Here is a 24,950-nt window from a genome sequence, read left to right on the forward strand (position 1 = left end):
TTGAATCAAAGTGTTATGATTTACTCTTGATACAAGATATTGTGGACAGGTTTGAACGAACGTCTATGGTGTGGGGTGACCCCCAAATCTATCAGCGCCTGTTTGTGTCTTTTCGACGGGTAGCCCGCGTTGGTTTCCCAGCCATATCCGGGAAACTGTTGCGCCAAATCCCACATCAGCTGATCACGCGCTATTTTGGCAACAATCGACGCAGCGGCAATGGACACTGATTTGGTATCGCCCTTCACGATTGTCTGGTGCGGCAGGTTCAGCCCGCGCGGCACACGGTTGCCGTCGATCAGCACATAGTCGGGGCGTTCGGGCAGCGCCTCGATCGCACGCATCATTGCGATGTGGCTGGCTTGCAAGATGTTGTGTTCGTCGATCTCTTCGACCGAGGCAGATCCGATCCCGATCTGCGCACAGTCCTGCAAAATCTCGGCAAGGGCCACACGGCGCTTGTGGCTGAGTTGTTTTGAATCGTTCAAGCCGGGGGGAATTCGGGACGGGTCCAGAATCACTGCGGCGGCCATCACCGGGCCTGCCAGCGGGCCGCGCCCGACCTCATCGACGCCCGCAATGCGCAGGGCTCCGGCGGCGCGGGCGGCTTGTTCGAATGTATCGTCTGGGGTGCTCATGCGCCCTTTCAAACCGAAGCCGCCGGGGCGGGGCAAGCAAAATACGCACGCAGGCCATGTCCAGTAACCTGCGTGCGCCGGTCGGAAGCGGCTCATGGGGATAAGGCCCGCTTCGCTGCTCGACATTAGTTAAACGTTAGCGACGTGCCATTTGGTCGGTGCGATAGCCCTTTTGTTTGAGGCAGGTCAGACCGTAGGCCGGGCGCATGCCGCCGCGATTGCCTTCAACCCATGTCTTGCACGATTGGGGCAGGGGGCGGGCGCTTTGGTAGTTGCGGCTGAGGCAGCGTTCGCTGAGCGTATAGCGTTCATTCCCACCATAGCTGCGCTGGATACAGGCCGACGGCAGGGGTGCGTTGCCACGGTTTCCGTTCGGGCGGTCCCAGTGGTCTTTGTTGCCCCACTTGGGTTTATCGTGTCCTTGGTATTTCTGCTGCGGTTTGCCGTGATCCTTGGGCTGTTTGTAGCCTTGCGCCGGGGCATGGGCCTTTTGCTGTGGCTTGTCATTATGCGCCTCAATCGCCTTGCCAATGATAAATAGCGCGGCGGCGGCGCCAAGGAAGGTGGCGATATCGTCATTCTGATCTGCCCGGACCGGGGCGCCGATGGCGGTGATCGCAAGCGAGCTGGCAAGAACGAGGCCGATGAATTTGCGAGACATGGTGTTTCCTCCGATTGGATGCGGTGTGCTGCGGGCAGTGCCGCGGTGGTAGGAGGACGATGGGGGCGGCCGTTCGAGACAGGCAATAACGCCCCCCTGTTATCGGATATCAGCGCCGCGAAACGCCTGTTGTTATTGAATATCCGCACGGGCTGGCGCATCGTTCGGGCCATGAAACATCTCATCGTGATCCTGGCGCTTTTGGCGCCGATGGCGGCCAACGCCGCCTGTTACGCCGACTACAAGGCCAAGCAGGATGACCCGCTTCGGCTGCATTACGGCGTGGCTGAACTTGGCGCGGGCTGTACGCTTGATGCGGCCCGCGACGAACTGAACGCGCGGCTGGCCGAAAAGGGCTGGACCTTGCTGACCGTGGTTTCGGTTTTTGACGACGCAGGCCTTGTAGCACGGGGGTCGGATGCAGACTTCACGCTCCTCGGTCGCTGAGAGCCGCCTGACCGGCACCCGCGTCGTCGGGCTGGGAATTGCCGCGATTGTTGGCATTCTTGGCTTGGCGGCGGCGGTGTTGTTTCTGACCTTGCCCGATGCCAACGCGTTCAATGCGCGGGTCGAACGGCTGTTTATCGAAAACAACGATCTGACCAGTCAGGCCGAAATCAAATTGCTTGAGATTCTGGCCCAATCAGGCACTGCCTTTTCCGACACGCTGGCCAGCTATCGGACAATCATCTTTGTGCTGCTGGTCTTTGCGGCGGCGATGCTGATCGCAGCGCTGGTGTTTCTGGTGATGCTGGTGGTTCTGAACCGCCGCATGGCCCATATCGAACGGTCCGGTATTCAGGTCAGTTCGCTGATCATCAGCCGTGAAGAAAAGACCGTTTACCTGAACACCATGGGCTTCAAGCTGACCGATGCGGCGATTGAAACGCTATCCGTTCTGGCCGAGGCGCGGCTGGATGACGATATCCTGACCGGCGCGCAGATTGAGGCGGTGATCTCAGGCCGGGTCGAATCCGACTGCGAAGAGGCGGCGGGCGCCACCCGGATCAAGCGGCTGCGCGACGCCCTTGGCAATCAGTTGGTGTCGGAACTTCTGGTCAAGAACATCGCCCGCAAGGGCTATGTCCTGTCGATCGACAAGGATGTGATTGAAATGGTCTGAGGCGCGGTGTGCCCCGAATCACATCATCAGATCGAACTTTTCAGCCCCGGAGGTGACGATCAATTGTTCGTTCACCGCCCCATCAACCAGCGCCCATAACAGGTTGCCGGTTGGAATATGGGTGATGAAAAGCTCTGGCACATCCGGGCTTCCGGCGAAGGGGGTGAAGGCTTTTTGCACAAGGAAATCCTTGCCCGAGGCTTTGCCGCCATACATCAGAATGTCTTCGGCCCCGTTGAAGTCCTGAATCCAGTCTGACCCGTGTCCGGCATTGCCAAGGTGATAGAACTTATCCGCCCCGCCGCCGCCGTTGACCCGATCATAGCCAAAGCCGCCGTTGATGAAGTCCGACCCGTCACCGCCGAAGAGCACATCGCCAAAGGCCGCGCCGGTCAGAACGTCGTCGCCTTTGCCGCCCAACACCGTGTCAGCCCCAAAGCCGCCCGCCAGATTGTCGTTGCCGTCATCGCCGCGCAATTCGTCATTGCCGTAGCCGCCGTCAATCGTGTCGTCACCGTCGCCGCCGTAGATCACATCACGCAGGTCAAACCCGTCCGCGCCGCCGGTGATGCTATCGTTGCCGCCGCCGCCGATGATTGTGTCTTTGCCGTTGCCGCCAATGATCGTGTCATTGCCCAGACCGCCGTTCAGCAGATCGTCGCCTGCAAGGCCGTCAATCGAATCGTGGCCCGCGCTGCCCGTCAGCGTATCGGCTGCCGCCGTGCCGATCAGGGTCAGAGCATCGGTGACGACCGGGTCCGTCGGTTGGCTGCTGGCGGTTTGGGGCTGGCCTGCTGCGTTGGAAAAGCCGACCGTAACGCTGATGGTGTGGCCCAGATCGTCTTGGCCCAGTTGGTAGCTGGGGGTGGTTGACCCGATCACCGGCGACCCATCACGCATCCACTGATACCCAAACGGACCTTTGCCGCCTGCCGCTTCGATGCTGTCGACGTTGATCGTCAGAACCTCGCCCGCTTTGGCCGTGCCCAGGATCTTGGGCGCGATGGTGTTGCCCATGCCAAGGGCATCGCTGTAGGCCAGTGTCTGATCCGAGAATTGGAGGAATTCGATATCATCCTCGACGATGTTCGTATGTCCGCCGAAATTCACCGCCAACTGCCCGCTGCGCATGAAGATCAGCACATCGTTCAAGGCGCTGTCAAATTGGGCTGTGTCGCTGCCAAGCCCGCCGATCAGCGTGTCATTGCCCGCCTTGCCGTTCAGAATGTCATCGCCCAAGGCACCGTTCAGCACGTTGCTTTGTTCGTCGCCGGTGATCGTGTCATTGCCGAGCGAGCCTGTGACGTTTTCGACCTGTTCAATCGTGCCAATCTCAAAGGTGATGGGCACGCCGCCAACCGCGCCGACCCGATGCATGGATTGACTGCTAAGGTTGATTTTATGCGCGCTGAAGGATTGCGAGAAGGTGGCAAGGTCGATCCCGCCACCACCGTTGATCGCCTCGCCAATGCCGCCGCCGCCGATTGACAGGGTGTCATCGCCGCCACCGCCGAACAGCTGGTCCACGCCATCCACGCCAAGGATCATGTCATTGCCCAGCCCGCCGTAGATCGTGTCGTTCCCGTCACGCCCGATCAGGGTGTCGTTGCCATCGCCGCCGCTAAGGCGCGATCCGTTGACCGCTGCCATCAGGCTGTCATCGTTGGCGGTGCCTTCGACAGCTTCGATGCTGAAGAACTTTTCAATTAGCGAGAAACCGAATGAATTCGGCCCCGTGGTCAGCGTTTGGGCATCCAGATCGACGGTCAAATTGGTGAAGGTTAGGTCCGACAGATCGAGCATATCCGTCCCATCGCCGCCGTCGATGGCCTTGGTGGTCAGCGCACCTGTGCCGCGCATGATGCGGTCGTCGCCCGCCCCGCCCAGCAGCGTGTCGCGCCCTGCGCCGCCAATCAGTGTATCGGCCCCGTCGCCGCCCAGCAGGCTGTCGTTGCCGTCGCCGCCGTCGATCTTGTCATTGCCGCCCAGCCCGTCGATGCGGTCGGCCATACTGGTGCCTGTGATCGTTTCGCGCGATGCGTTGCCGATGACGACCACCTTGTCGGTGCCGTCTTCCCAATTGTCGAAGGTCAGGGCGCTTAGATCGACGGCATTGCGGTTCATGTAGATGGTCAGCGTGTCAATCGCATTGCCAAAGGCCCCGCGGATCTGAACGCCGTTGGCAAAGGCAAAGTCCAAAAGCAGGCCAGTGCCGCTAAAGGCCTCAGAGTCGAACTTGGCGTTGGTGCCTGCGCGGTTGGTGAATTCCAGCACCTCAATCTCAGACACAAAGGCCCCGCGCATGTCCATTGTGCCGTAATTGACGCCGCCGGTCAGGCGCAGCGTGTCCACACCGTCGCCGCCAAAGAAGAAATCGCCGTCCCAAGTGCCTTCGGACAACAGCGCGGTCAGCACATCGTCACCGTCTTCGCCGGACACGACGTCAACGCCTTTACCGCCGTTCAAAGTGTCATTGCCCGCGCCGCCGGCAACCACGTCGTCGCCGTCGCCCCCGGCCAGATTGTCGTCACCGTCGCCGCCGTTAACGATGTCCTGCCCGCTGCCAGTTGCGACCAAGTCATTGTCCGCGCCGCCATCGACCACATCATCACCGTTGCCCGTCATGATGAAGTCTTTGCCCGTGCCGCCGATGACAAAATCGTCGCCATCGCCGCTATCGACGCTGTCATCACCATCATTCATCGTGAGGCTGTCGTTGCCGTCACTGCCGTGGACCAAATCACCCGAGTACGAGCCGACGACCTCAATGACTTCGCCTTGGTTGCCCCAGTCGATCAGCGTCCAGTCCGACATGATCAGGCGGTTGGCGGTATAGCCGAGGGTGATTTTTAGATGCTCCACAAGGCCCGGCGTATTTCGCCCAATCAAGGTGTCGACATCGGCCAAGCCTTCGTTGTGCAACGCCAGCGAAACCGTGCCCGTCCCGGTGCCGCCAAAACGGATGGCTTCAATGCTGTTGAGTCGGGCCAAATACAGGTTGATGTCGGTGGGTGTTGACCAATCGCCCAGAACCTCCAGCACGTCGGACCCATCGCCGCCGTCCAGATCGCTGCCGCCCGAGGTGCCGCTGTTGTAAAGCGAGATCGTGTCGTCGCCCTCTTCGCCGAACAACATGTCGACGCCGTCAATCGCATCGACGAGGATCAAATCATTGCCGGTGCCGCCATAGGCGCGGTCATTGCCTTCGCCGATGATCAGCTTGTCGTTGCCGTCGTGACCGTTCAACGTGTCGCTGTCGTTGCCACCGTTTAGCGTGTCATCGCCGTCATTGCCGTTCAGCAGGTCTGCGCCGCTATCGCCTGCGATGCTGTCGTTGCCACTGCCGCCATGGATCGTGTCAGCGCCGTCATCGCCGTGGATGGTGTCATTATGGGAGCCGCCATTGATACTATCGCGGCCCGCGCCGCCGCTGATCTGGTCTGCGCCTTCCTGCCCGCTGATCGAATCCTCGCCCTCGCCGCCGAACAGGTAGTCTTGTCCGAACCCACCATACAATGTGTCGTCGCCCGCATCGCCGCCCAGCCAATTGCCATTCGAGCCGCTGGCATAGAGCTTGTCATTGCCGGTGCCGCCTTCCAGCTGATCGTTTGCACCGACGGCATGGATCGTATCGTCGCCCGCCCCGCCAATTAGGGCGTTTCGGGCATCATTGCCGGTGATGACATCGTTGCCACTGCCGCCGGTGGCGTTTTCGATCACCGTGCCGCTGGCGATATAAAGGTTGCTTTTGCCACCCTGGATCGATGAGGCCGAAAGCTCGCTCAGATTGATCACCTGATCGGCGCTGAAGCCTGACATATCCAGGGTATCAATCCCGCCGCGATCATAGAGCGTCAGGGCTACGGGCCGTGTCCAAAGCGTGGTGTCATAGACCGTGCCGGGCAGCGTGGTGTTGAACCCGTATGTGTCATTGCCGGTGCGCGTGGTTGTGTTGACGCCGTATTTTTCCTGAACCGCTGCGATGTCGGCCAGCATCGGGGTAAGGACGGTATAGGAAAAAACGCCGCCGATCCTTGAGTTCGGGGACAGGTTCAAACTCGTGTTCTCGCTCGGGTCCATATAGGACATGATCGTGTTGAGTCTGATATCATTGCGGTGATTGTTGTTCACGCCGTATAGCGCGGCACCATCATAAGGGCCGGCGTGCCCAAGGCCCAATAGATGCCCAAATTCATGCACATAGGTTCCGCTAAGCGTATTGCCCGCACCCCCGACGACTTGGATAATATAGCCTGTTCTGACGTTCATTACGCCGGATTCGATAATCTCATCCGCTTGGAAATTGGACGGTGCCAATTTTGTTTCGGCCTGCGCATTTGCGCTATCTCCTGTTTCGTGCGTCAAGGTGATGTCGCCGCTGTTGCTGACTTCGGTCAGGGTCAGGTTGCCCATGACATCGTTCCACAACGCCATAGCGCGTCGTGCATCGTCGACGATTGCGATGACGTTGCCGGTCGCATCGGAGGTGTTCACCATGGCGCTGGTGTCTACCGTCACGACCGTCTGGTTCCACGACCGTTCTTCGCGCTCTGACTCCTGCCAATATCCGCGCTGCAAATAGTCCGAAATTTGCGCCGTGGTCCAAACGGGCAGGGCGATGCCATTGCTAAGCGTGATCGAGTAGTCTCGGCTGGTCGCGTCGGTCGTGCGGCCTTCATCTGTGACGCGCAAATAGAACGTGCCCGGATCGTCGAACGTGACAGTAAAGCTATTGGTGCCGCCTGGAATGGCATTGCCTTTGCTGTCTGTGTTGAAGGGCGTGCGGGTTGGCCACAAATTTCCGTCTACCAGTCTGGCGGTGCTAATAAGGCCAGGACTGTTGGTGAAGGTCACCGTGATGGTCTGGCCGGCGCTGGCGGTGAAAGAGATAAAATCGACATCAAAACTGCCATCCAAAGCGCGCTGATTCAGCGTGCCGTTGAACGTGTCGCCAACCGACATGGAATGTGTGGTCGACGCTGACCCAAGCGCGTCGCCGTTTTCATTGATCTGGGCGTGGTCACCCAAGCTGGCAGACAGCAGGGCAACCGCCGCGGGGTCGGTTTCAACCGGGCAAAAGGACGGAACAATCTGATCGCAGCAGACAAAGCACATTGGAAAATTTCCTCGTAGAATGGCCTTAGAGGAAAAAATCTTAGCAATCACGTCAAGTAAGGAATGCCGGAAAATATGGTGAAATCAACGACCCGGCCCCAGTATCGCCAAGTTTGGCCCGGCTATTCGTAGGTCGGGTGGGCTAGGTATTTCTGTGCGCCGTTCTTGCCGATATTTCGGTTGCGCCAGACCCGGAAGAACAGGCCTTTGCCCGCGCTGTCGGCCCAAGTTTTTCCCCGGCTTTGCCAGTCAAAGGGCGATGGCGTGCCCAGCCCCGCCAACCGGCGCAGCATATGGGCGGCCAGAACGCAAAACCCCGAACGGCGCCCGGTTTGCGTGTCGACCATGAACAGACGTTCCGAAAATGCCAGCGAATAAAGATCGGTCAGCATGTCCAGATTGGCGGCCTCGATCCCTTCGGTGCGCCCCAGATGCAAGGGCGAGCCGTCGGTTGATCGGGCCGACCCGGACAGATGGACCTTACAGTGATCGGAATAAGCGGCGCTGAAATACTGGGCGACCGCCTCATCGTCCGAACAGAGCAAAACAGTCTTGCCCTTCAGATAGGGGCGCAGACGGGCCAAAGCCGTTTGATAATCGGTGGCCATATCGGTGTTGCGGATGTGAACCGACAGGTAGCCGCGTTCGTTGATCGGCAAATGGGTCAAGATATGGTCCTGCACCGCGGGCTTGGGATGCATATGCGCCAGTGCTTTGATCCCGTCATCGCCCCCGCCATAGGCAAAATGCGTGATAATGGTCGCTTCACCCGGTGCGTCGATCTGATCTTTGATCTGGTGTGTGGCGTCCAAGGGCAGGGCCAAGATTTCGCGCCCGGTCACATATAGAACGCCGTCACGCAGGTCGGCCTCGATCCCGTGTTGCGCGGGATGCGCAGTTTCGCAGGCAAAGGATGTGTCGAAATAATCGAACAGATTGGCCGACAATCCTGAATACCGGGTGTCTAGCAGCAGCGTTCGCCCGGTCTTGCGCGCGCATTCCGCAGCGCGCCAAATCTGGCAAAGCGTGTCATTGAACCCACCTTGGGGCAGGCAAAGAACGTATTTTGTCTCAGGTCTCATGGGGTTGGCCGCAAAGGTCCGAATGGCAAAGCATATAATCTGGGTCTGGTATACCCAGCACCCGCCGCCGCCACTAGAAGGAATCGCGTGTGTTGATGCGGGCGCGCGGACGCACCGACTGCAATTGCCGATCATTCGATCGGCATTTCGGATCACTTTCGCGATTTGGATGCAGTGGTGAGCCGTGCAGGATTCGAACCTGCGACCCACTGATTAAAAGTCAGTTGCTCTACCAACTGAGCTAACGGCCCACTGTGTGTGCGGGCTTCTAGTGGTGTGGGGCGGGGGGGTCAAGCCAATAATGTCACAAAAATCGTAAAATATCTAAAAATGCGAAAAATCAGTGTGTTACTTGGGAAAATCGGCTGCGCGGCTGGAACAGGCCTGTTTGGTCCGGGCGTGCCCGGCGGCCAAGACGCGATGGATCGGGGGCAGAGAATCTGAATTGCGAGGTTTCGGCCACCCGCCGCCGAACCGCGCACTCCGGCCACTGTCGGCCTGGGCAGGCCACCCAGACGGGCAGGGTAGGCTGGCTCTGGAAAAGGGGGGCGAAGGGGCGTATATCGGCGCGATGGAAAACCGCATTCCCTTCATGAAGATGCACGGCCTCGGCAATGATTTTGTCGTGGTTGATGCGCGTGCCCAAGCTGTTCCTTTGTCGCCTGCGTTGATCGTGGCGATTGCCGACCGGCATATGGGCGTTGGCTATGACCAGCTTGCCGTGATCGAACGCGGCAAGGGCGATGCGCATTTGGAGTTCTATAATGCGGATGGGTCGACCTCGGCGGCCTGCGGGAATGCGACGCGCTGCATCGCGCGGCATCTGATGGATGAAACCGGCCTGACCGAACTGCACCTGACAACGGATCGCGGCGACCTGTTCGCGCGGGATGCGGGGGATGGGCTGACCTCGGTTAATATGGGCCAACCGCAGCTGCGCTGGGATGAGATTCCGCTGGCGCATGAGATGGACACGCTGGAACTGCCGATGGACGGTGCACCCACCGCGACCGGTATGGGCAATCCGCATTGCACCTTCTTTGTCGATGACGCCGATGCGGTTGATCTGGAAGGGCGCGGGGCAGCGGTTGAGCATCATCCGCTATATCCGCAGCGCACCAATGTGCAGTTCGCATCGGTCATCGGGCCGGACCATCTGCGCATGCGTGTGTGGGAACGGGGTGTGGGTGTGACCATGGCGTCTGGTTCGTCGTCTTGTGCGACGGCGGTGGCGGCGGCGCGGCGCGGGCTGACCGGGCGAAAGGTGCGCATTGATCTGGACGGCGGCACGCTGCATATCGACTGGCGCGACGATGGCGTCTGGATGACCGGGCCGACAATGCATGTCTTTACTGCCGAACTGACCCGCGCATTCATCGAGGCGGCGCAATGACCACGCCGCCCAAGTTTACCACGCTTGGTTGCCGCCTGAACGCCTATGAGACCGAGGCGATGAAGGATCTGGCCCAGCGGGCCGGTGTCGATAACGCGGTGATCGTGAACACCTGCGCTGTGACTGCCGAAGCAGTGCGCAAGGCGCGTCAGGAAATCCGCAAGCTGCGCCGCGAAAACCCGGATGCGAAGCTGATCGTGACGGGCTGCGCCGCACAGATCGAACCCGAACGCTTTGCCGCGATGGACGAGGTGGATATCGTCATCGGCAATACCGAAAAGATGAAGCCGGAAACCTGGGCCTCGATGGGGCCGAATTTCATTGGCCAGACTGAGGCGGTGCAGGTGGATGACATCATGTCTGTCACCGAAACGGCGGGCCATTTGATTGATGGGTTCGGCACGCGCAGCCGCGCCTATGTGCAGGTGCAAAACGGCTGCGACCATCGCTGTACCTTCTGCATTATCCCCTATGGCAGGGGCAATTCGCGGTCCGTTCCGGCGGGTGTGGTCGTGGACCAGATCAAGCGCTTGGTGGACAAGGGCTATAACGAGGTCGTTCTGACCGGCGTTGATCTGACGTCTTGGGGGGCGGACCTGCCCGCAGCGCCCAAGCTGGGCGATCTGGTGATGCGTATTCTCAAACTGGTGCCGGATCTGCCGCGCCTGCGTATTTCGTCCATCGACTCGATTGAGGTGGATGAAAACCTAATGCAGGCCATCGCGACCGAACCGCGATTGATGCCGCATTTGCACCTGAGCCTTCAGCACGGCGACGATCTGATCCTGAAGCGGATGAAGCGCCGCCATCTGCGGGACGACGCCATTCGGTTCGCCGAAGAGGCACGGAAACTGCGCCCTGATATGACCTTTGGCGCCGATATCATCGCCGGGTTCCCGACCGAGACTGAGGAGCATTTCCTCAACTCGATGAAGCTGGTGGAAGAGTGTGATCTGACATGGCTGCACGTCTTCCCGTACTCCAAGCGTGAAGGCACGCCTGCGGCCAAGATCCCGAACCAAGTCAATGGCTCGGTCATCAAGGAACGCGCCGCGCGGCTGCGGGCCGTGGGGGATGCGCAGGTGCTGCGCCATCTGGCGGCGCAGGTTGGCAAGACCCATCACATCTTGATGGAGAACCCGACGATGGGCCGGACCGAACAGTTTACCGAAGTGCTGTTCGACGCTCCCCAAACCGAAGGGGCGATTGTCGCCGCCACCATTTCAGGCGTTCGGGGCACGCAACTGGTCGTTTAGTGCCACGGTTGGCGCGGGGCAGGCGGTGCGGCGGTCGGCTTTTGCGCCTTGGGCGTGGTGATCGATACGATTCCCGCGCCAACGATCAAAGCCATGCCGACCAAGCTCATCCAATCGGGCAATAGGCCGAACAGGATCACGTCAAAGCCCAAGGCCCAGATCATGCCGGTGTAGTCAAATGGCGCCAGTTGCGACACGGGCACCCGCGCGGCGGCTTCGGTCGCCAGAATTTGGCCAACCCCGCCCAGAAGGCCCGCAAAGATCAAGATGCCAAGCGTGCTGTTCGTTAGTGGCACCCAGCCCAGATAGATGCTGGCCGCGCCGAATATGGTGCAGGTGACCGAGAAATAGAGCGAGATCGTCGCCGCGCTTTCGGTGCGGGTCAGATCGCGGATTTGCACCCGGACAAAGCCCATGGTTGCCGCAAAGCCAAGCCCGGCGGCAATGCCGATCAACTGCTTTGGATCGCCGCTTGGGTGGACCAAGGTGCCTGCAAGCATCGCAAGCACACCGCCAAACCCGATCAGCGCGGCCATCGCAATACGCCGGGTGATCTGTTCTTTCAGCATGACGCCCGCAACGGGCAGCGAAATCAGCGGCCCCAGAAACGCCAACGCGGTGGCATTGGCCACGGGCAGATAGGCCAGCGACAGAAAGGACATGGTCATCGAGGCACAGCCAAACAGGCCCCGCACCAGATGCCCCCAAGGGCGCGATGTGCGCAAAGCGGCAGGGAACTTGCCTTGGATCAGCATGTAGATCAGCACGGGGATCAACGCGACGGCAGAGCGCCAAAAGATGATCTGCCCGGTCGGCACCGTCGCCGAAAGCTGATGCACTGTCGCCGACATGGATGCGAAACAGCCGACTGAGGCCAAGCGCAGCATGACGCCGTTCAGCATGTTGAATATCCTTCTGAAAGTCCCGTGCACCTTGCGCGGGTTTGCGCAAACAGGCAAGCGCGTTGACCTATCTTGTCATTGCCCTTGTCCCAAGATGCGGCGCGTCTTAATCGACAGATTGCCCTGTGTGGCTGTTTCGTGCATGAGTGAGCCATGACTATCAAACACCGCGCGTTATTCGTTCATCTGCTGACCGGAACAGGGGCCGTATTTGCCATGCTGGCGCTTTTGGCGGCGGTGCAGGGCAATTGGTCGATCATGACCCTTTGGCTGGTTGTGGCCTTTGCCGTGGACGGGGTCGATGGGCCGCTTGCGCGCAAATATGATGTCAAAACCAATGCGCCGCGATTTGACGGGGCGCTTCTGGATCTGATCATCGACTATCTGACCTATGTGTTCATTCCCGCCTATGCGCTATTCGCGTCGCATCTGTTGCCGGGCTGGACGGGGTGGTTTGCGATCCTGATCATCACCTATGCGTCGGGGCTGTATTTTGCCGACACGCGGATGAAGACCGCCGACAATTCCTTTCACGGGTTTCCGGGCTGTTGGAATATGGTGGTGTTCGTCTTTCTGGCCGCGCCGCCGCCGGTTTGGATGATCCTTGTGATCGTCGTTGTGCTGTCGGTGGCGATGTTCTTGCCGCTGAAATTCATCCACCCCGTACGCACCGCGCGTTGGCGCAAAGTGTCTTTGCCGATGGCATTTATCTGGACCGGCCTTGCAGGGGTTGCCGCCTGGCACAACTTTGTTCTTCCCGGATGGGTCGAGGCATTGTTTTACTTGGTATCGCTCTATTTGCTGTTCGCTGGCATTGCCCAGCAGGTTATCGCGCCGCGCAAATAAGCGCTGGCGCCTAGGGGGTTAGATGCGTTCGCATGTTATGCCGAACCCGCCACGGGCTGCGGGGCTGACGTTATTGGCTTCGGCCTTTGTGGCCGGGACAACGCTGTTGGCGAAGTCGCTGGGCACCGATGCGCTGGGCGATCCGCTGCACCCCCTTCAGATCAGCAACGGGCGGTTCATTTTTGCCTTTATCGCCATTTCATCCGTGGTTCTGGCCCGGCGCGTGCGGTTTGAAAACCCAGACCTGAAAACCCATGTCAAACGGTCTGCCTTTGGCTGGCTGGGGGTGTCGCTGATGTTTGCGGCGGCGGCGTTTATCCCGCTGTCCGACGCGACAGCGATCAGCTTTCTGAACCCGGTCTTTGCGATGATGCTGGCCATTCCGCTGCTGGGTGAAAAGGTCGGCCCCATTCGTTGGAGCGCGGCCATCATCGCCCTGATCGGCGCGGTGATCTTGCTTCGCCCTTCGCCCGATAGCTTTCAGCCCGCCGCGCTATTGGCGTTGGCGGCGGCGCTTGCGCTTGGGACTGAGGTGATTTTCATCAAGCGCCTGTCGGGGCGCGAGGCACCGCTGCAGATCTTGTGGTTCAACAACCTGTTCGGTCTGGGCATCAGCACGCTGGCCATGTTGGCCTTTTGGCAGCCCCCCACCGGGGCGCAGTGGCTGGCCTTGGCGGCCTTGGGCGGGCTGATGGCCTTGGCGCAGACCTGTTTCATCAACGCGATTTCCCGCGCCGATGCGTCTTTCGTGTCGCCATTTTGGTATGCGACCCTGATCTTCGCCGCCTTCTATGACTTCAACGTCTATGGCGTCGTGCCGGATTGGGTGTCTGTCGTTGGGGCGCTGGTGATCCTGTCAGGCGCCGCGCTTTTGGCATGGCGCGAGGCACGGCTTAAGCCTTCAGGCGATACCCCTGTTTGAACAGCACCCAAGCGGCGAAAGCGACTGCCGACACGGCCAGTGCCGACACCCCAAGGCCCAGCAAGGGCGCGCTGTCTGACACGCCGATCACGCCATAGCGCACGCCGTCGATCAGGTAGAACACCGGGTTGATATGGGTGATTTCATACAGAACGGGCGGCAAAGCCTCGACCGAATAGAAGGTGCCCGACAAAAAGGCCAAGGGGGTCACGATAAAGTTGGTGATCGCGGCCATCTGGTCGAACTTCTGGGCGTAGACCCCTGCGATGATCCCCAGCCCCGACAAAAAGGCCGAGCCGAGAATCACAAAGCACAGCAGCAACAACGGATGTTGCGGCACCAGACCCAGCGTCAGCATCAGCGCGACCGAAATCGCAACCGCCACCAAAAGGCCCCGCGCGATGCCACCAGCGAAATAGCCCACGACCAATTCCCCGGCAGACAGGGGCGGCATCAGCGTATCAACGATATTGCCCTGCACCTTGGAAATCATGATCGAGGACGAGGTATTGGCAAAAGCGTTCTGAATAACCGTCATCATCAGGATGCCCGGCGCGATGAAATGCGTGAAGGGAACGCCCATCACATCGCCCCGGCGGGGGCCAATCGCGATGGAAAAGATCAGCAGGAACAACCCCGCCGTGACCAAGGGCGCCAGCAAGGTCTGCGTCCAGACCACGACAAAGCGCATGACCTCGCGCATGGCCAAGGTATAGAGGCCAAGCCAGTTTACACGCCCAAATCGGCGTGTGCCTTGCGAATATCGTGTCTCTGCGCTCATTTAGATGCTCCCCGTGTCGGTGTGCCGCTTGTAACTCAGGCTTCAGTGATTAGAATAGGGGGCCACGAGAGATTTTCAGGCGGCCCCGCGCGTGTGGCCGCTTTTTGCGTAAAGGAATCCGCATGTCCTGGACCGACGAGCGCGTTGAACTGCTGAAGAAGATGTGGGGCGAAGGCCAATCCGCAAGCCAGATCGCCAAGGAACTGGGCGGGGTGACCCGCAACGCCGTGATCGGCAAGGTGCACCGCCTTGGCCTGTCGAACCGTACCACTGCGTCCAGCGCCAAGCCCGAAGCCAAGCCTGCCCCTGCGGCCGCGGCCCCCGCGCCGAAACCGGCAGAGCCTAAGGCCCGGCCTGAACCCAAAACCGAACCTGCGCGCGAAGCCATCAAGGAAGAGCCGGCCGCCGAGGCCAAGCCGATTCCGGCGCGCAAGCAGATTATCCCGGCGGGCCAACCCCTGCCGCCGCAGCCATCTGCCAATGAAATCAGCCCCGAAGCGTTGGCCAAGGTCAATGAGATCGAAAAGAAGGCCAAAAAGCTGACGCTGATGGAACTGACAGAACGCACCTGCAAATGGCCGGTCGGCGATCCGGCGACCCCGGATTTCTGGTTCTGCGGTCTGCCCGTCCAGCAGGGCAAACCCTATTGCGAGGCGCATGTCGGCGTGGCGTTCCAGCCGATGTCATCGCGCCGCGACCGCCGCCGCTAAGGCCGGTTCCCAGACAAACAAAAGGCGGGCATCTGGCCCGCCTTTTTCATTTTCAGATCAGCGTTTCAGAAGTTCGAAGATCTTCTTGGTCGCCTCTTCTTCCAGTTTTTGTTTCAGAACGTCTTCGGGCTTTTGGCCCTCTTCGACCCGAATGCCCAAGGTTTCCTGCAATTTGTCGTTCACCTTGTCGCGGACTTCCGATTCGATCTTCTTTTTCTCTTCCTGGAAGTTCTGGTTGATCAGCTCTCCGGCGTCGGCGCGGATGGTGGGGCCAGACCACGGGCCCTTGATCCGCAGCGGGATGGCAAAGCCGCGCCCGTCGCGGGCTTGTGGGTCCATCGCGGTGAACAGATAGTCCAGCCGCCGGTTGCCCAGATCGATCACCCCTTCGCCCTTGGCTTTGATCCGGGGCAGGGACATGGCCAGATCCGAATTGCGGGCCACGCCGCCCGACATGGTCAAGCTGGCGTTCAGCGTGTCGAATACGGTTGTTCCACCACTGCCTGTGCCACCGCTGAACAGCTGGTCAAGATCAATGCCCGAGATCACGCCCGGACCGGCCAGAATGGTCGCATCGCCCGACAGCGACCGCATGATCGCATCGACGGATTGGCCGACGCCAAGGAACTTCAGCCGCAGATTGCCCATGCCCGAAAACCGGCTGACATCCAGCGTTTCGGTCAGCAGGGGGCGCAGCGCGACCTCGGCCACGGTCAGATCTCCGCCCACAGACAGCCCGTTGCGATTGTTGGCCACGAACTGGCCGGTGATCTTGCCTTGATAGGCTTGCATGTCCTCAATCGTGAAGACCGCACGGGATTGGTCAATGCTGAGGACGGTCTTGGTGGCCCCAAGCGACATGCCCGGAAGTTTCAGCGCCGAGGCAGCCAGCGATAGGGTGCCGTCAATCAGCCCCAGGGCTGAGGCATCAATGGGTGCACGCGACCAACCGTCCTGCGATGCGCCGCCCGCTGCGGCCCCGCCGCTGCCCGCATCGCCGCCCAGCAGGGTGGACAGGTCCAGCGTGCCCGCGGTGATCTTGGCGGTGACATGTGGTTTGGCGGCCAGTTTGACATCGGCGTCCACTTGCAACGCGTTGGCATCCACCGTCAGGGCCACGCCGCGCAGCGCTGCCTCGCCGGTTTTGGTCAGCGTCGCATTGCCCTTGGCAGTGATCTTGCGGCCTGCGCCTTGCGGCAGGTCCAGCCCTTCGACGCCAAGTGCGGCGGCAAAGGCGGAGGTGTCGGACAGGTTCAGATCAAAGGCCCCCGCCAATTCGGGGGCGGTGCCAGCCCGGCCTTGGAACGAAGCTTTGCCGCCGCTGGTGGCCAGCGACAGAGTTACGGGGCTGACGTCGCTAGCGGCCAGCGCCAGCGGGTCTGAGATATTGGCGTCAAAGGTGATCGGCCCGGTGTAGGGGGTCAGCTTGCCTTCGATCTGGGCTGGGCCTTGCGGATCGGGCCAGTCCAGCCGCAGATCAACGGCCCGCAGCAGGATCGGTTTTTCGCCGGGCTGTTCATAGCGAATCTGGGCATCCTTCACCGCCAGCCGTTCCAGCGTGATTGCGCCGATTGAGCCTGAGGCGGCAGGGCTGTCGCTTGGTGCGCTCTGGCTGGCCTCCGCCTCGCCAAATTGCCAGTTCGCGCGACCGTCTGCCTTGGCCTCAAGCAGGATATGCGGCGCGTCGATTTCGATCGCGCGGATCAGGATTTCCTTTTGCAGCGCGGCCATCAGATCGACCTGAACCAAGGCGCGGTCGGCCTCTAGCATGGGGCCTTTGTCCGACCAATCGGCATTGGCGATTTTCAGGTTGCGCACCTCAACCCCCGGAGCGGGCAGGATCGAAAGCGACACCTCGCCCAAGGCGACATCACGGCCCAATTGCCGGGTCAGTTGCGACGAGATGACAGCGCCCAGCCGGTCGGCGGGCAACATCAGAATGCCAATCACCACCAGAATTGATGTGACGATCAGAACGCCAAACAGCTTAAACAAGAATTTCATGTGTCGCCTCCACCAAGGATACCTTGTTTTACGGTGCATTCGGGCGGGTTGGAACGCTCACTTGGGCATTTATCTGTGATCCGGCAAAGTATATGAAGCGCCATGACCCAGAATCCGCCAAACCTCCGCCCTGACCTTGCCCCACGCGCCCGGATTTCCGAGACGCCCCGTTCCGGGCAGCCCACCATCGGCATGGTATCCCTTGGATGCCCCAAAGCTCTTGTCGATAGTGAACGCATCCTGACGCGGCTGCGGGCCGAAGGCTATGGGATTTCGGCCGACTACTCGGGTGCGGATGCGGTGATCGTGAACACCTGCGGGTTTCTGGATTCGGCCAAGGCCGAAAGCCTTGAGGCGATTGGCGAAGCGCTGGCTGAAAATGGCCGGGTGATCGTGACCGGCTGTCTGGGGGCCGAGCCTGAATATATCACAGGCGCGCACCCCAAGGTTCTGGCCGTGACTGGCCCGCATCAATACGAACAGGTGCTGGACGCGGTGCATCTGGCCGTGCCGCCCGATCCCGATCCGTTCGTGGATCTGCTGCCTGCCGCCGGGATCAAGCTGACGCCGCGCCATTTCAGCTATCTGAAGATCTCGGAAGGCTGCAATCACAAGTGTAAGTTCTGCATCATCCCCGATATGCGTGGCCGTCTGGCCTCGCGCCCGGCGCATGCGATCGTGCGCGAGGCGGAAAAGCTGGTGGAAAGCGGTGTCAAAGAACTGTTGGTCATCAGTCAGGACACCTCGGCCTATGGGGTTGACCTGAAACATGCCGAAGATCGCGGGCATCGCGCCCATATCACCGATTTGGCACGTGATCTTGGCTCGCTCGGGGCGTGGGTGCGGTTGCACTACGTCTACCCCTATCCGCATGTGCGCCAGTTGATCCCGCTGATGGCGGATGGGTTGATCCTGCCATATTTGGATATCCCGTTCCAGCACGCCCACCCCGATACGCTCAAACGCATGGCCCGCCCGGCGGCAGCGGCCAAAACGCTGGATGAAATCGCGGCATGGCGTGCTGCCTGCCCGGACATCACCCTGCGGTCGACCTTCATCGTTGGCTACCCCGGAGAGACCGAGGCTGAGTTCCAGACATTGCTTGACTGGATGGACGAAGCGCAGCTCGATCGGGTGGGTTGTTTTCAATATGAGAATGTTGAGGGGGCCCGGTCCAATGACCTGCCCGATCACGTCCCCGCAGAGGTCAAGCAAGAGCGTTGGGACCGCTTCATGGAAAAGGCTCAGGCGATCTCTGAGGCGAAGCTGGAAGCCAAGGTCGGTAAGCGCTTGGAGGTGATCGTAGATCTGGTTGAAGACGATGCCGCCACGTGCCGGACCATGGCGGATGCGCCGGAAATCGACGGTAACCTGTTTATCGACGAAGGGCATGAAGGCCTAAAGGCCGGCGATATCGTGACAGTCGAGGTGGATGAGGCCGGGGAATATGACCTTTGGGGGCGTTTGGTCTGATTCGATTGAGTCGTCACGCCGCATCTCTGTAAAATCAAAGGATAATGCCGGAACCTGTAAGTATTAACAGGGTGTATGCATTGGGCTGGCATTATTTACATGGCAGATTCACCGAATCTATACTTTTGATAGTGTTTACCCTTTGGCGACCTAGGGTAAACTAAAGCCATCTGCTCGGTATGCTTTTTAAGGCGCTCATCCGACAGTGTTTATCGGGGGCTGGGGTGATCTGCCTGTCTCGCTCTGTCTGGCCCCTAATTTCAGTATGTGGTGTTCGTCTGTCGCGACGGTCGCTGTTTTATAAATAATTTTAGTCTCTCGGGTGTCCTGTTCGCAGGGCACCCTTTTCCTTTTGGGGCGTCATTCTTCTGGAATGTCCGCCTCAACCAATGTTTCCGACGGCGCATCCGGGCGGTGGAACGGATCTGGCAGAATGCCAATCGACATGGCCAATGCCGCCAATTCGGCCCGCGATTGCAGACCAGTGTTTTGAAACAAGGCGTTCATGCGTTGGCGGATGGCGGACACCGATACGCCCAATCGGTCGGCAATGGCCTTGTCCTGCAGGCCCAACCCGATCAGCTCAATCAGTTCTTTTTGCTTGTCGGTGATGTGGTTGCGTTCGGTGAATTCGCGGTTGAACAGTTGGACATACCGCTGATGCGCCATAAGCGCGGCCACGTTTAGCGTCCAGCCATGTTGGTCCAGAATGGCCTGCATCCCTGCTTTGTCGTGATTGCCGATAAATGAAAGCAGCGCGGCCTGTGGCGGTGCATTCTGCCGCAATGGAAACGAAATGCCCGCCCGCATCCCGCGATCGGCGGCCATCTTCAAAACCTCGATCCGCCGCTGCGGAAGGTGCCGGTATTCATCGGCATATTCCAGCCCGACCATCAGCGGGGTCAGGTAGTGCATGGCATGGCTGCGGAAATAGGACCACCGCGACACATCCGGGTCGGCGTTTTGGACTTGTAGCCAGTCGGATTGATAGCTGGTGCGGATGAACAGGGTCTTCCGCCAATCCTTAAAGCTGCTGGCGGAAATGAAGTCGATGTAGGGAAGGCCGACTTCGCGCCCCAATCCGACGATCAGGGCCCAAACTTCGCGCGAATGGGTGGCGTTTTCCAGTCCGATGATAACCCGGCGCAGCAGCGCTGGCGTGTAAGTCTCGGCGGTAACGAGATCCGCCATGCCCGAACGCGGTGGGTTAGACGGTTTCATCCTCTAGGTGCAGTTTCATGTCGATCAGCACTTGTTGCAGCGCGACGGTTTCCTTGAGCAGGCGCTTGGCCTCATTCGCGGTGATGATGCCGTCTTCTATGGATTGCTGATATTCGGCCATCAATATGGCGAACCGCTGGCTTAGGGCGATCACATCGGCATTCACTCCGCCCGAAGGCTTGGAGTTGCGGCGTTCACGGTCGAAAGACAGGGTGATGCCCTTCAGTTCGGCCAGTGCAGCGGTGACATGCGGGTAAGACGAGGCCTCTTCCAGACGGGCGACGGAATCGATCGGCATAAAGCGATCCGCATGTTCGTCATGATCCGAATAATAGCGGCCCAAGGTCGCCTTGGACTTACCTGTCAGTTCACACGCTGGCTCAATCCCTACGTCCTTGACGAGAGCCTCAGTGTGCTTTTTCAGATAACTACCAATCGTTGCCATAACCGTCCTTGCTCAACTTAAAGCGCAATGGGAAATCTAGACCCTACTTCCCATTACTGAATTTCCGTGCACAGTCATAGCGAATCCAGTTACCTGTTGCGAAGAAATCTCAAATTTAAAGGCGCTACTGCGCTATTTTTGCCGCGAAATTGCATGCCCCAACGGAAATAATGTTTGAATGCGCGGGCGCGAATTTGGCTTGAAACCGGGCGCGAAGCTGCGGCATAGGGCGGATATGGCCAAGCTGTATTTCCAGTATTCCACAATGAACGCGGGCAAATCGACCCTGCTGTTGCAGGCGTCGTATAACTACCGCGAACGTGGCATGAACACCTATCTGATGACCGCCAATCTTGATGATCGAGCGGGCAAAGGGCGAATTGGGTCGCGCATCGGCATTGAAGCCGAGGCGACGGGGTTTGACGATAGCACTGACCTGTTTGAGCATCTGTCAGATGTGAACGACAAAGGGCCGTTGCATTGCATCTTTATCGACGAGGCACAGTTTCTGACCAAAGATCAGGTCTGGCAACTGGCCCGCGTGGTCGATGATCTGCGCATTCCGGTCATGTGTTATGGGTTGCGCGTTGATTTCCGGGGCGACCTGTTTCCCGGCTCGGCGGCGCTGCTGGCCTTGGCCGATGAGATGCGCGAAGTGCGCACCATCTGCCATTGCGGCAAAAAGGCCACCATGGTTGTGCGCCAAGGCCCCGAAGGCAAAGCCCTGACCGAAGGCGCGCAGGTGCAGATCGGCGGGAATGAGACCTACGTCAGCCTCTGCCGCCGCCATTGGCGCGAAGCCGTCGGTCAGTAGACATGGGCGGCATTCAGGCGCTGGCCACGGGCATCGTTGTTGCCATCGTCGGCTTCTTTTCCTCTTTCCCGATCTTTCTGGCCGGGGTCGAGGCGATGGGCGCAACCGAGGCGCAGGCCGCATCGGCCTTGATGGCGGGGGCCATTGCCATGGGTGTTGCGGGCATTGGTCTGGCGCTGTGGCGCAAGATCCCCGCAAGCTGCGCCTGGTCCACGCCGGGGGCGGCGCTGTTGGCAGCCTCGGTGCCGGATCAGCACGGGTTCGCCGGGGCGGTTGGCGCCTTTCTGGTCGCGGGCGCTTTGGTGGTGCTGTCCGGGCTGTGGCGGCCCTTGGTGCGGCTGGCCCAAGCGGTGCCCGGCCCGATCACCCAAGCCATGTTGGCCGGTGTTCTGCTGCCCATCTGTTTGGCCCCGTTCAGGTTTTTGCCGGAAACGCCCGTTGTGGCTTTGGTCATTCTGCTCACGTGGTTCATCGTTGGCCGCTTTTCACGCCTGTTTGCCGTGCCTGCCGCTGTGCTGGCGACGCTGGCCCTGACATATCTTGAGCTTGGCCACATCCCCGTGCCGGATCACGCGTTGACGGCCCCTGTATGGGTCACGCCTGCGATCTCGCTTTCCGGCCTGATTTCACTCGCACTGCCGCTGTTCATCGTGACGATGGCCACCCAGAACATGCCCGGAATTTCGGTGCTGAAGTCCAACGGCTATGCGCCATCGACTGGGCCGTTCTTTGTCACCGTTGGCGCGATCTCGATCCTGTCGGCCCCGTTTGGCGCGATCCAAACGAATCTTGCCGCGATCACCGCCGCGATGTGTGCGGGTGACAGCGCCCATCCCGACAAGGCGCAGCGCTATTGGGCCGCTGTGTGGGCGGGCATCCTTTATGTGCTGTTCGGCATCTTTGCCGCTGTGGTGACCTATGTCGCCTCGCAAGCGCCGCTGCACGCGATGGAGATCCTTGCAGGCGTTGCCCTGATTGGCGTCTTCACCAATTCGGCGGCGGCGGCATGGAAAGAGGACGCTACGCGCGAAGCGGCGGCGCTGACCTTTGTCATCACCGCCTCTGGCCTGACGCTTTGGGGGATTGGCGGTGCGGTTTGGGGCCTGTTGGCCGGTTGCCTGATGGCGGCGCTGCGCCGTTAAGCGCGCTCTACCAGAACCGAACCCACCGAGTAGCCCGCGCCGAAGGAACAGATGATCCCTTTGTCGCCGCTCTTCATATCCTCAGAATATTTGGCAAAGGCGATGATCGACCCGGCAGAGGACGTGTTGGCGTAGTCCTGAAGGATGTTCGGCTGCTCGCCCTCCTCAGGTACGCGGCCCAGAACCTTGCGGCCAATGAAATCATTCATCGCCTTGTTGGCCTGATGAAGCCACAGGCGCTTCAGATCATCAGCCTGCCAGCCTTCGACCTCCATATGTCCGGCGATATGCGCCGAGACCAGCGGCAGCACCTCTTTGAACACCTTCCGACCGTTTTGCATGAACTGCATATCGCGGCGGTCGTTCATCGCGTCGCGCGTGCGGCGCAGGAAGCCGTTGTTGTTGCGGATGTTGTTCGAAAACTGCGTCGCGCAGCGGGTTGAGCGGATCAGGAAATGCGGCCCTTTCGCCTCTTCCGCGCGTTCGATCACCACGGCGGTGCAGACGTCGCCAAAGATGAAGTGGCAATCGCGGTCGCGCCATTCCAGATGGCCCGAAGTAATTTCAGGGCAAACCACCAGCGCGCGGCGGCTGGACCCGGCCCGCACCATATCGGCGGCGGCCTGAATGCCAAAGGTGGCCGAACTACAGGCCACGTTCATGTCAAAGGCAAACCCGCCCGCACCCAGCAGGTTCTGGATTTCGATCGCAATGGCGGGATAGGCGCGTTCGTGGTTTGAGGCGGCGCAGATCACCAGATCAATATCGGCCCCTGTCAGGCCAGCGGCTGCCAGCGCCTTGGTGCAGGCATCAAGCGCGATCTCGGCCATGATGCCCGGTTCGTCATCGCTGCGTTCGCGCAGGCGGGGGTACATGCGGGCTGGATCAAGAACGCCGTCCTTCTCCATCACATAGCGCTGCTCGATCCCCGAGGCGCTGAAGATGAACTCGGAACTGGAATGCGCCTTGGCCTCAACCTCGCCCGCTGCAATCGCTTCGGCGTTCTGTTCGTTGAACAGATCGGCATGGGCGTTGAAGGCGGCAACCAACTCGTCATTGGTGATGACAAGCTCGGGCGTGAATACGCCGGTTCCTGTGATGGCGGGCTGGTGCATGGCGTCCTCCGGGGTTTTCCCTAGCAAAGCATGGCACGAGCGTAGGTCAAGTGCGCAGGCGATCCCAGAAAGCACTCATCCGCGCATCAAGAAAGCCTGACGTGGCGTGAGCCAGCGTCAATCCGCTTAGTGCATCCGTGCGCCGTTGGGCACGGCGTAATCCGGTCCTGCCAGAACAATCGCGCCGTTTTCATCAGCAAAGCCAAGGGTCAGCACCTCGGACATGAACTTGCCAATCTGGCGCGGCGGGAAGTTGACCACGGCCATCACCTGTTTGCCGACGATGGTTTCGGGATCGTAATGCACGGTGATCTGCGCCGAGGTGCGTTTTTCGCCAATCTCGGGCCCGAAATCGATCCAGAGCTTCAGCGCGGGTTTGCGGGCCTCGGGGTAGGGTTCGGCGCGGATGACGGTGCCCACGCGGATATCGACGGCCAGAAAATCGTCAAACGTGATCTCAGCCATTGGCCAGCTCCTTGGATCGGTCGGTTGCGGCCTTCACGGTTGCAGCGATCAGCGGCGGCAGGCCCGTGCCAGCATCCATCAATACCTCAAGCCCGGCTTGGGTGGTGCCGTTGGGGCTGGTGACGTTCTTGCGCAATTGGGCGGGGTCTTCGGCGGCGGCTTCGGCCAGTGCGCCCGCACCAGCCACGGTGGCCTTGGCCAGTTGCATCGCCAGATCCGGGGCCAAGCCCTGTGCCTCGCCGGCGGCGGCTAGGCATTCGATCATGTGGAACACGTAGGCGGGGCCCGATCCGCTGAGGCCCGTCACCGCGTCCATCTGGCCTTCATTCTCAAGACGCACGGTCTGACCAACTGCGCCAAGCAGCGCCTCGGCCATGGTCAATGCGTTTTCGCCAACGCGGGCGTTGCCGATCAGCGCTGTGATGCCCTTGCCGATGGCGGCGGGGGTGTTGGGCATGGCACGCACGATTGGGGTGTCGCCGCCCAGCATCGCCTCATAATTGGAGATGGTCACGCCTGCAGCGACCGACAGGAACACCGTCGACCCATTGCCATAGGTTTTCAGGGTGGGCAGCGCCTCGGCCATCATCTGCGGTTTGACAGCAACCAGCACAATCGCAGGCGAGACGGGCAGGGTAGCGTTCAGGTTGACGCCCTGCGCCTTCAGCCAATCGGACGGGAAGGGGTCATTGACCCAGACTTTATCGGCGGGCAAACCGCCCTTCAGCCAGCCTTCCAGCATGGCCGACCCCATCTTGCCGCATCCCAGTAGAACCAGTCCGCGTTCTGCGATGGTTGAATAGCTCATGGTCTCCCCCGTCTCAAATTCTGAACCGGGGGAA

General features: G+C 60.1%; 22 protein-coding genes and 1 tRNA gene. 10 read left to right on the forward strand and 13 right to left on the reverse strand.

Annotated elements, in window-relative coordinates; all coding sequences use genetic code 11:
* Window positions 1-20 precede the first annotated feature (20 nt).
* Together rnhB and PRI8871_RS08035 are read right to left on the reverse strand one after the other, a co-directional pair.
* Window positions 21-638 carry a ribonuclease HII gene (gene rnhB / locus PRI8871_RS08030; protein WP_108885660.1) on the reverse strand — a complete coding sequence of 206 codons (618 nt, stop codon included), beginning with the start codon at window positions 636-638 and terminating at the stop codon, window positions 21-23.
* A gap of 136 nt (window positions 639-774) precedes the next feature.
* A complete protein-coding gene (locus PRI8871_RS08035; protein ID WP_108885661.1) occupies window positions 775-1,299 on the reverse strand; it encodes a hypothetical protein in 525 nt (174 codons plus the stop codon).
* 171 nt (window positions 1,300-1,470) lie between these two features.
* Between PRI8871_RS08035 and PRI8871_RS08040 the strand changes: the two genes are divergently transcribed.
* Both PRI8871_RS08040 and PRI8871_RS08045 read left to right on the forward strand, forming a co-directional pair.
* Complete coding sequence (locus PRI8871_RS08040) at window positions 1,471-1,746, forward strand: hypothetical protein (protein ID WP_108885908.1); 276 nt, start codon at window positions 1,471-1,473, stop codon at window positions 1,744-1,746.
* On the forward strand, window positions 1,718-2,422 hold the full coding sequence (locus PRI8871_RS08045; RefSeq protein ID WP_108885662.1) for a winged helix-turn-helix domain-containing protein: 705 nt from the start codon (window positions 1,718-1,720) through the stop codon (window positions 2,420-2,422). The genes PRI8871_RS08040 and PRI8871_RS08045 overlap by 29 nt, the downstream gene beginning before the upstream one ends.
* An 18-nt stretch (window positions 2,423-2,440) precedes the next feature.
* Here the strand turns inward: PRI8871_RS08045 and PRI8871_RS08050 are convergent, their stop codons facing one another.
* The 3 genes from PRI8871_RS08050 to PRI8871_RS08060 form a co-directional block, all read right to left on the reverse strand.
* Window positions 2,441-7,537, reverse strand: coding sequence for a M10 family metallopeptidase C-terminal domain-containing protein (locus tag PRI8871_RS08050; protein ID WP_108885663.1), 5,097 nt, complete (start codon window positions 7,535-7,537; stop codon window positions 2,441-2,443).
* Between the two features lie 122 nt (window positions 7,538-7,659).
* Complete coding sequence (locus PRI8871_RS08055; RefSeq protein ID WP_108885664.1) at window positions 7,660-8,619, reverse strand: O-fucosyltransferase family protein; 960 nt, start codon at window positions 8,617-8,619, stop codon at window positions 7,660-7,662.
* Window positions 8,620-8,794: 175 nt separating this feature from the next.
* Window positions 8,795-8,870 (reverse strand) — tRNA-Lys (locus tag PRI8871_RS08060).
* A gap of 320 nt (window positions 8,871-9,190) precedes the next feature.
* On the opposite strand from PRI8871_RS08060, the gene dapF reads away from it, so the two are divergent.
* Entirely contained in the window at window positions 9,191-10,012 is an 822-nt protein-coding gene (gene dapF / locus PRI8871_RS08065) for a diaminopimelate epimerase (protein ID WP_108885665.1), read from the forward strand.
* Complete coding sequence (gene mtaB / locus PRI8871_RS08070; RefSeq protein WP_108885666.1) at window positions 10,009-11,268, forward strand: tRNA (N(6)-L-threonylcarbamoyladenosine(37)-C(2))-methylthiotransferase MtaB; 1,260 nt, start codon at window positions 10,009-10,011, stop codon at window positions 11,266-11,268. Before dapF ends, mtaB begins: the two co-directional genes overlap by 4 nt.
* Here the strand turns inward: mtaB and PRI8871_RS08075 are convergent.
* Window positions 11,265-12,170, reverse strand: coding sequence for a DMT family transporter (locus PRI8871_RS08075; RefSeq protein WP_108885667.1), 906 nt, complete (start codon window positions 12,168-12,170; stop codon window positions 11,265-11,267). The genes mtaB and PRI8871_RS08075 overlap by 4 nt on opposite strands.
* Window positions 12,171-12,323: 153 nt before the next feature.
* Between PRI8871_RS08075 and PRI8871_RS08080 the strand changes: the two genes are divergently transcribed.
* Entirely contained in the window at window positions 12,324-13,016 is a 693-nt protein-coding gene (locus PRI8871_RS08080; protein WP_108885668.1) for a CDP-alcohol phosphatidyltransferase family protein, read from the forward strand.
* 22 nt (window positions 13,017-13,038) lie between these two features.
* The gene (locus PRI8871_RS08085) at window positions 13,039-13,938 is read left to right on the forward strand and encodes a DMT family transporter (RefSeq protein WP_108885669.1); all 900 of its coding nucleotides are present in this window, start codon (window positions 13,039-13,041) and stop codon (window positions 13,936-13,938) included.
* Here PRI8871_RS08085 and PRI8871_RS08090 read toward each other — a convergent pair.
* Window positions 13,910-14,719: an ABC transporter permease gene (locus PRI8871_RS08090; RefSeq protein WP_108885670.1), complete on the reverse strand. Its 810-nt coding sequence runs from the start codon at window positions 14,717-14,719 to the stop codon at window positions 13,910-13,912. The two genes, PRI8871_RS08085 and PRI8871_RS08090, sit on opposite strands and share 29 nt — an antisense overlap.
* A gap of 122 nt (window positions 14,720-14,841) precedes the next feature.
* On the opposite strand from PRI8871_RS08090, the gene PRI8871_RS08095 reads away from it, so the two are divergent.
* Window positions 14,842-15,429, forward strand: a complete 588-nt coding sequence (locus PRI8871_RS08095; RefSeq protein WP_108885671.1) for a GcrA family cell cycle regulator — start codon at window positions 14,842-14,844, stop codon at window positions 15,427-15,429.
* A gap of 57 nt (window positions 15,430-15,486) precedes the next feature.
* Here the strand turns inward: PRI8871_RS08095 and PRI8871_RS08100 are convergent, their stop codons facing one another.
* Window positions 15,487-17,472, reverse strand: coding sequence for an AsmA family protein (locus PRI8871_RS08100; RefSeq protein WP_108885672.1), 1,986 nt, complete (start codon window positions 17,470-17,472; stop codon window positions 15,487-15,489).
* A gap of 63 nt (window positions 17,473-17,535) precedes the next feature.
* Here PRI8871_RS08100 and rimO point away from each other — a divergent pair, with 63 nt between their 5' ends.
* Window positions 17,536-18,906: a 30S ribosomal protein S12 methylthiotransferase RimO gene (gene rimO / locus PRI8871_RS08105; protein WP_108885673.1), complete on the forward strand. Its 1,371-nt coding sequence runs from the start codon at window positions 17,536-17,538 to the stop codon at window positions 18,904-18,906.
* A 360-nt stretch (window positions 18,907-19,266) separates the two neighbouring features.
* Here the strand turns inward: rimO and PRI8871_RS08110 are convergent, their stop codons facing one another.
* Together PRI8871_RS08110 and PRI8871_RS08115 are read right to left on the reverse strand one after the other, a co-directional pair.
* A complete protein-coding gene (locus tag PRI8871_RS08110) occupies window positions 19,267-20,097 on the reverse strand; it encodes a helix-turn-helix transcriptional regulator (RefSeq protein ID WP_181389409.1) in 831 nt (276 codons plus the stop codon).
* 16 nt (window positions 20,098-20,113) lie between these two features.
* Window positions 20,114-20,572 (reverse strand): hypothetical protein, encoded by a 459-nt coding sequence (locus PRI8871_RS08115; RefSeq protein WP_108885675.1) that lies wholly within the window; start codon window positions 20,570-20,572, stop codon window positions 20,114-20,116.
* Window positions 20,573-20,807: 235 nt separating this feature from the next.
* Here PRI8871_RS08115 and PRI8871_RS08120 point away from each other — a divergent pair, with 235 nt between their 5' ends.
* Together PRI8871_RS08120 and PRI8871_RS08125 are read left to right on the forward strand one after the other, a co-directional pair.
* Window positions 20,808-21,386 carry a thymidine kinase gene (locus tag PRI8871_RS08120; protein WP_108885909.1) on the forward strand — a complete coding sequence of 193 codons (579 nt, stop codon included), beginning with the start codon at window positions 20,808-20,810 and terminating at the stop codon, window positions 21,384-21,386.
* 2 nt (window positions 21,387-21,388) lie between these two features.
* Window positions 21,389-22,528: a benzoate/H(+) symporter BenE family transporter gene (locus tag PRI8871_RS08125; protein ID WP_108885676.1), complete on the forward strand. Its 1,140-nt coding sequence runs from the start codon at window positions 21,389-21,391 to the stop codon at window positions 22,526-22,528.
* Here PRI8871_RS08125 and PRI8871_RS08130 read toward each other — a convergent pair.
* The 3 genes from PRI8871_RS08130 to proC all read right to left on the reverse strand — a co-directional run bounded on the left by PRI8871_RS08130 (window position 22,525) and on the right by proC (window position 24,916).
* The gene (locus PRI8871_RS08130) at window positions 22,525-23,643 is read right to left on the reverse strand and encodes a beta-ketoacyl-ACP synthase III (protein WP_108885677.1); all 1,119 of its coding nucleotides are present in this window, start codon (window positions 23,641-23,643) and stop codon (window positions 22,525-22,527) included. The two genes, PRI8871_RS08125 and PRI8871_RS08130, sit on opposite strands and share 4 nt — an antisense overlap.
* Window positions 23,644-23,769: 126 nt before the next feature.
* Window positions 23,770-24,108: a tRNA-binding protein gene (locus PRI8871_RS08135; protein ID WP_108885678.1), complete on the reverse strand. Its 339-nt coding sequence runs from the start codon at window positions 24,106-24,108 to the stop codon at window positions 23,770-23,772.
* Window positions 24,101-24,916, reverse strand: a complete 816-nt coding sequence (gene proC, locus PRI8871_RS08140) for a pyrroline-5-carboxylate reductase (protein WP_108885679.1) — start codon at window positions 24,914-24,916, stop codon at window positions 24,101-24,103. Before proC ends, PRI8871_RS08135 begins: the two co-directional genes overlap by 8 nt.
* Window positions 24,917-24,950 lie beyond the last annotated feature (34 nt).

Source organism: Pseudoprimorskyibacter insulae, from assembly GCF_900302505.1.
GTDB classification, from domain to species: domain Bacteria; phylum Pseudomonadota; class Alphaproteobacteria; order Rhodobacterales; family Rhodobacteraceae; genus Pseudoprimorskyibacter; species Pseudoprimorskyibacter insulae.